5 protein-coding genes are annotated in these 7,036 nt (G+C 60.2%); 1 reads left to right on the top strand and 4 read right to left on the bottom strand.

Translation table 11 applies throughout. From position 1 onward, the window contains the following. Positions 1-264 precede the first annotated feature (264 nt). Positions 265-1,725, top strand: a complete 1,461-nt coding sequence (gene gabD, locus ABYV26_RS17415) for an NADP-dependent succinate-semialdehyde dehydrogenase (RefSeq protein WP_372682629.1) — start codon at positions 265-267, stop codon at positions 1,723-1,725. Positions 1,726-2,094: 369 nt separating this feature from the next. Here the strand turns inward: gabD and ABYV26_RS17410 are convergent, their stop codons facing one another. From ABYV26_RS17410 to ABYV26_RS17395, 4 genes are all read right to left on the bottom strand, one after another. Continuing rightward, positions 2,095-3,204, bottom strand: coding sequence for an NADH:flavin oxidoreductase (locus ABYV26_RS17410; protein WP_372682628.1), 1,110 nt, complete (start codon positions 3,202-3,204; stop codon positions 2,095-2,097). 191 nt (positions 3,205-3,395) lie between these two features. Beyond that, positions 3,396-3,803 (bottom strand): ubiquinol-cytochrome c reductase iron-sulfur subunit, encoded by a 408-nt coding sequence (locus ABYV26_RS17405; protein ID WP_372682627.1) that lies wholly within the window; start codon positions 3,801-3,803, stop codon positions 3,396-3,398. Between the two features lie 208 nt (positions 3,804-4,011). Continuing rightward, the gene (locus ABYV26_RS17400; protein ID WP_372682626.1) at positions 4,012-6,354 is read right to left on the bottom strand and encodes a molybdopterin-dependent oxidoreductase; all 2,343 of its coding nucleotides are present in this window, start codon (positions 6,352-6,354) and stop codon (positions 4,012-4,014) included. A gap of 10 nt (positions 6,355-6,364) precedes the next feature. Continuing rightward, complete coding sequence (locus ABYV26_RS17395; RefSeq protein WP_372682625.1) at positions 6,365-6,979, bottom strand: ATP-binding protein; 615 nt, start codon at positions 6,977-6,979, stop codon at positions 6,365-6,367. Positions 6,980-7,036 lie beyond the last annotated feature (57 nt).

Genomic DNA, 7,036 nt, shown 5'->3' with positions numbered 1-7,036 from the left:
CAGCAGGATCTTCAACCTAGCGCTGCTAATCCTCCGGTTTCCAAAAATCGGCGGCCTTGATCTGAAACGCAGGCTACCATTTCTGAACGAACACGTTTCGGGGCGTGATTTTAACGAAGGTGGCCACGAGCACTTTTTTATCAAGTAACTACTGCCCGGCCGCGGCGGCACAGATCCCTTTTCGCTTGAATTTTAAATTGACGCGGTTATTTTATCGGCTATGTCAATATGAACATGTTGCCCTTTGAAAGGAACGCATCAACGATGAAAAGACTCGACGACAATGATTTGCTGCGCCAGCAGGCGTGGGTGGGCGGGCATTGGATCAATGCCCGTTCCGGCAACACCCTCACCGTAACCAATCCGGCCGACCGCAGCACCGTGGGCAGCGTGCCGTCTTTGTCGGCCGAAGAGACCCGTGCGGCCATCGCCGCGGCGGACAGAGCCTTGGTCCAATGGCGAAGCCTGATGGCCAAGGAGCGTTCGGCAATCCTAATCAAATGGTACGACCTGATGATGGCCCATCAGGAGGACCTGGCGCTGATTCTCACCAGCGAGCAGGGTAAACCCCTGGCCGAAGCCAAAGGGGAGATCGCCTACGCCGCCGCATTCGTCCAGTGGTTTGCCGAGGAGGCCAAACGGGTGTACGGCGACACGATTCCTGCCGCCGGCGCCGACCAGCGCATCATCGTCATCCGCCAGCCCGTGGGGGTGTGCGCGGCCATCACGCCATGGAATTTTCCGGCGGCCATGATCACCCGCAAGGCGGCACCGGCCCTGGCCGCCGGCTGCACCATCGTGGTCAAACCGGCCAGCCAAACCCCGCTGACCGCCCTGGCCCTGGCCGAGTTGTCCCACCGGGCGGGAATTCCTGCCGGGGTTTTCAACGTGATTACCGGGTCCGCCGGCGAGATCGGCGGCGAAATCACCGCCAACCCCGTTGTGAGAAAACTCAGCTTCACCGGTTCAACCGAGGTGGGGCGGACGCTCATGGCCCAGTGTGCGGGCTCGATCAAGAAAGTTTCTCTGGAGTTGGGCGGCAATGCACCCTTTATCGTTTTCGACGATGCGGATGTGGATCAGGCGGTGCAGGGAGCCATGATTTCCAAGTACCGCAATTCCGGGCAGACGTGTGTGTGCGCCAACCGGCTTTTCGTTCAGGCGGGTGTCTATGAGGCCTTTTCAGAAAAATTGGTGGCGGCGGTGGACTCACTCAAGGTGGGCAGCGGTCTAGATCCTGATGTGCAGCAAGGACCGCTCATCGACGCGGCGGCCCTGGCCAAGGTGTCCCACCACATCGACGATGCCATCGCCAAGGGCGCCAAACTGCTGGTCGGGGGAAAGCCCCACGCTTTGGGCGGGACTTTTTTCCAGCCCACTGTGCTCGGAGATGTTGCAGCCGACATGGCGGTGGCCGTCGACGAAACCTTCGGTCCGGTGGCGCCGCTGATTCGCTTTTCCTCGGAAGCGGATGCCCTCCGCATGGCCAACGACACACCCTACGGCCTGGCGGCCTACTTTTACGCACGGGACGTGGGCCGGATTGTCCGTGTTTCCGAAGCCCTGGAGTTCGGCATGGTGGGCGTCAATACTGGGTTGATCTCCACCGAAGTGGCGCCTTTTGGCGGGGTGAAGCAGTCGGGCATCGGCCGGGAGGGGTCGCGATACGGCATGGATGAATATCTGGAGATGAAGTATATCTGTCTGGCCGGCATCGAAAATTAGTGTCCGTTCAGAAACGGCATCTTGCGGCCCAGATCGGCGTTCTCGCCTTTTGAAGCACGTAGTGAAGCTTCAGCGCTATCCTCGACGTAGCGCTGCTACGCCTCCGGTTTCCAAAAAGCTGCGGCCTTGATCTGCACCACAATCTACCATTTCTGGACAGACACTGGTCTGGGACGCCTGCCTGAAGGTGGAATCCAACAAGAGACCTTAGAAAACGGGCGATCAATTCGGCGTTTCTTTTGAGGCGCTCAAAACGTTTCAGTTTGGTCAAGATCAAGGCGAACGATCATTTCAACCACAGGCATACAGTAAGTATTCCGAGGATCGAAACCGTCGGCCAGCGACGATATGGGCCACTATGGGATGGTTTTATTTGTTTTCTCTTTCCTCGGTTACGCAGTAGATCCCCTTGCCGGTCATGCCGGGCCGGAAGCACAGGTTGTCCGACAGGCAGCGCGCCCGCGTGCGGTCACCGGATCGCCAGCGGTTGATCAGGCCCGGTTCGCGGATCAGCGGACGGGACATGGAGAAGTAGTCGGCCGTTCCTGCATCGAGCAGCCGTTCGGCCACATCTGGAGAGCGGATGCCGCCCACCAGGATCAGTGGCACATCCAGTTCCTTTTTAAAGGCCCGGCCGGCATCCTTGAAATAGGCTTCTTTTTCTTCCTTGTTGATGTTGGGCCGGCTGGGGGATAGCTTGCCGCCGGTAAGCAGGCCACCGCTCAATTCAATGGCATCCAGGCCCGCCGCCACCATCTGCCCCGCCGCCGCAATGCTGTCTGCCACGTTCAGTCCGTCCTCCGCGAAATCCTGGCAGTTCAATTTTACCAGCAGCGGCCAGTCATTGCCTACCGCTTTTCGAATCGCCCGGATGGTTTCCACATGAATACGCACGCGATTGTCGATTGTTCCGCCGTAATCGTCGGTTCGCCGGTTGAACCAGGGTGAAAGAAACTGGCTGAACAGGTAGCCGTGGGCACTGTGCAGCTGAATGCCGTCGAAGCCGGCAGTTCGGGCCCGTCGGGCGGCTGCGACATAGACGTTTTTAAGGTCCTGGATGTCCGCCACGGACAGTTCTGACCGTGGCGTCTGGGCCAGCCCCTCGAAATTCGATGCCACCACAGGCGGCCTTCCGATGGCCTTTTCCAGGGCAAAATGGCCAGCGTGGGCCAACTGGGCCACGATCCGGCCGCCGGCCGCGTGGACGGCATCGGTCATGGATTTCAAGCCGTCGATCAGGCTGTCGTCATAGATGCCCAGCTGCCAGGGGCTGGCCTGGCCTATTTCAGACACATACGCATGGCCGGAGACGATCAATCCCACGCCGCCGGTGGCCAGGCTCACCATGGTGTCGGTCAATTTAGGGGTCACCCGGCCGTCTTGGGTGGCCATGCCCTCCCAGGTGGCTGAGCGGACGAAGCGGTTGGCCAGGTTCATGCCGTTGATGGTGCTGGTCTCAAACAAAGGGCTTTTAGTCATCTTTACCTCCTGCAAATATTTCCCCTCACCCTGTCCCTCTCCCCAAAGGGGCGAGGGGACGTTAACCTCGCCTTGGTGCATCTATTGGGTACATCTAAGGGATGGTTCAACAATACACGTCTCCCTCTCCCATCGAGGGGAGAGGGCCGGGGTGAGGGGTGTTTACGGTTCAGTCGTCGTTGAACAAACGGTTATCCTTGATTGGACAGAGAAATGGTAAGCGTCTTGCCATCCTGGGCTACCGGATAGGCCTTTAGCGGTTTTTTCGCCGCACCGCCCACCGGCGTGCCGTCATAGGTGAAAGTCGACTTGGATACGCTGCAGCACTCGATCGTGTTGCTGCCGGCGATGGTATCGATGCGCCGGCCCATGTGGGTGCAGCGGTTGGCGATAGCGTGGTATTCTCCGTCGTCGCCATGCAAGACCAGCAGACGCGGATCGAGCCCCTGGCCCTCCAGGCGCACACCGCTGCCGGGGGTCTTCAATTCCGGCATCCGGGACAGGTCGATGCGAACGACTCCGTTCTGTGCGGACCAGGCCTGCGGGTCGCCGGGCAGCGGGGTTTCACAGATGCCTAAAATTCGTTTCAGAAATTTCATTTACTGCTCCTGATTTAGAGTTGTCCCATTCATTTCTTCGAGCTGCTAAACTTCAAAAAGGGTAGCTCTTGGTTCAGGACAAGGCCGCAGCGAAGTTGAAACCGGAGGCGTAGCAGCGCTACGTCGAGGATAGCGCAGAAGCTTCACTACGTGCTCAGCTGAACGAGAACGCCGGCCTGGGCCGAGAGATGCCCTTTTTAATTCAACACTAAGCCGCCTCCACCCGACACGGCACATACCGGTGAAGCGGCGTGCCAGCCAGCGGGTCCCGGTGGGTGTTTTGGGTCAGCCGGTTCACGTTAGCCCCGGTAACCCGGCCCTGGTAATCCAGCCCGAAACCATGGGGCATGACCACATGGCCGACCCTGGCCCGGGAAGAGACCTCCAATTCGATGGTCTCCCGGCCGGCGGCGGTGACAACCGTCACCTGCTGGCCGTCGGCAAGCTTGAGCGGCGCAGCGTCGTCGGCATGCATGGCCAGGGTGCAGGCCCGGCGCCCCCGGTTCCATTCGGGGTTGCGCATCAAGGTGTTGGCGTTGGTGCGGACATGGCGACCAGCCATGAGAATCAGCGGAAAGTCGGGATCTGGGGCCAGGGCCGCTGTTTCCTTTTCGGGACTGAGGTCAGCCATCCAGGCGTCCATTTCAGGGATGAAAAGGTCAATCCTGCCGCTGGGCGTCCGGATGGACGCCATGTTGGCCGCTGCATCCGATTTGCCCAGCCACAAGCCCTCGGGGTGGTCCATGACGGCCTGGAACAGCTTTTCCCCGAACGCGGCGCGGGGATGCAGGCCGGCCAGGGGAACGGCACTGCGGTTCCTGACCATTGACTTTAAAATGGTTGGCAATTTGTCTGGTGCCGACCGGATGGATTCCCCCCAGCCTTCCACGGTCAATCCGGCCCGCAGGGCGTCTTTGCGCAATTTTTCCGGTGCGGTGAACAGCAGTCCCCACAAGGCCGCCAGGTTGCCGGACCCCAGCTCCTGGCCAAGGGTTTTGGACAGGACAAATGGGATGGCGTTCATCAAGCCGGGGTTGGACCGGGCCAGAGTCATCAGCTCAACGGCAAAGGCGAAGCGATCCTTTTGGGCAAGCTGATAAAGGGCTTCTGGAAGCGTGGGAATCAGTCCCATGGCGTCGGCGATGCGCGTGAAGATCTCTCCGCACTCCAGCGGTTCGCCTTCGGGCTCGATGAGTGGTCGACGCATCTGGAAGTAGACCTCCGGCCAGGTCCAGGTGAAAAAGGTACCGTCCCAGGACTCATAGCCGGAGCGCGCCGGCAATACGTAGTGTGACAGCCTGGCCGTCTCGGTCATGGCCAGTTCGATGGTGACGAGCAGGTCCAGGCGGTTGAATGCCTTTTCATAGGCGGTGGTGTCCGCATAGGAACGCAGGGGGTTGCTGGCACAGACGATCAAGGATCGGATGCGGTCCGGGTGGTCGCCCAGGATCTCTTCGGGCAGCACGTTGGGCGGCGAGTAGCCCATGAGGATGGGGAAATCGGTGCTCACCGTGCGCCAGTGTTTTGGGTCCCGCTCGTCGGTGTGGGAACCGATGGGCATGAACTTTCCCGGGATGACGTTGCCGCCTGGCACGCACAGTCGCCCGCACACGGCCAGCAGCAGGTTGTACAGACAGGATGTCAGGGTGCTGTGGCGGTTCATATAGACGCCCAGGTCGGTGTGCAGGCACCAGCGGCGGCGTCCCAGTTCACGGCACAGGTCGACCACCGCCTGTACATCCAGGCCGCAAACGGCCAGGCAATGGCTTACATCTACGTTCTCAAACCAGGGGCGGATCTGAGCGAAACCGGTGGTGTATTGATCAATGTATGCCCTGTCTTCCCAGCCGTTCTCCAAGATGATGGCGATCATGGCCCGCACCAACAAGGCGTCGGTGCCCGGCCTGACAGACAGGTGGATGTCGGCGAGGTCGGCTGTTCTGGATCGCCGGGGATCGATCACCACCAGCAGCTTGTCCGAGTCCTTGGAAAACGCCTTGAGCACCAGGGGTGCCCGGGGCATCTGGTGGCTCTCCACTCCGTTCCAGCCCACGGCCAGCAGCATGTCCGCGCGCTGTTCATCGGGGATGTGAAAGTCGGTCTGCCGGCCGGTGTGGCGGCCGCAGGCCCAAAAAGCGCCGGTAAGCTCCTGAGCTACGGCGTTGTAATGGTATTGGGAGCCCAGCAGCTTCATCAGCGTGCGGCCGAAAGCCGCTTCGAAGTGGCACCCCTGGCCGCCCCCGCCCATGTAGGCATAGGATCGCGGGCCGTGTTCTTCGACCACACGGCCGAGCTTCTCGGCAATCTCTGCAATGGCTTGATCCCAGGAAATTCGATCGAACCCGGCGTCGGTGCGTTTCAGCGGGTGGGTCAGCCGGTCGGCGTGGTGCTGGTGATAGCCCACGTTGAGTCCTTTGCGGCAGGCGTAGCCTCGGCTCCTGGGATTGGATTTGTCCGGCCGCACCTTGGCCATGCGGTTGCCGGCCACCTGAACTTCCAACCCGCAGTTCTGCGCACACAACACGCATCCTGTTTTATGCCATTGGGCCATGTCCGCCTCCCTACATCAGTCCGCGTTCCTGGGCGATGTTCATGTAGGTTTCGAATACATTCTTGGGGGGCAGATACCGGTTGTCTTCGGCCTTTTGCCCAAGGGTGATGGCCTCGGTGGGGCAGTCGGTGACGCACAGGCCGCAGCCGATGCAGCGATCCAGGTTGACCAGCGCTGCTTCATCGACGGTGATGGCGTCCATCTGGCATCGCTCGACGCAGGCTTCGCAGGCCGTACACAGGTCTTCATCCACCTGAGCGTAGTAATTGGTGTGGACCATCTGGGCCGGTTTGTCCAAGGTCTTCATGTTTTTGAGAATGCCGCAGCAGCAGCCGCAGCACATGCAGATGTTCAAGGGCTTCTGCTGGTTGCCCGGCTGGAGCACCAGCCCGGCGTCGACACCCGCCTTGAGTATGTTCAGTGCCTCGGCCTTGTCGATGGATCGGCCCAGACCATTTTGTTCGTAGTAATAGGCGCCCGCGCCAAAGGCCAGGCACACTTCTTCGGGTTTGTCGCAGCCCTTGCCGACCATCTTCTGTTCTTTGCGGCAGATGCATGGGGAGACGACAATTTTCGATTGCTTGTTGATGATCTCTTCGGCCGCCTCATAGGGTGTCACCGTCATGCCTGCGGAGATGCTTTTCTATACCGGTACCACCCGCATCTGCTTGGTCTTGACGTT

The organism is Desulfosarcina sp., assembly GCF_041551955.1.
Lineage (GTDB): Bacteria > Desulfobacterota > Desulfobacteria > Desulfobacterales > Desulfosarcinaceae > Desulfosarcina.
Note: the sequence above shows the minus strand (reverse complement) of the source record. Positions and strands in the feature narration are given on the sequence as shown.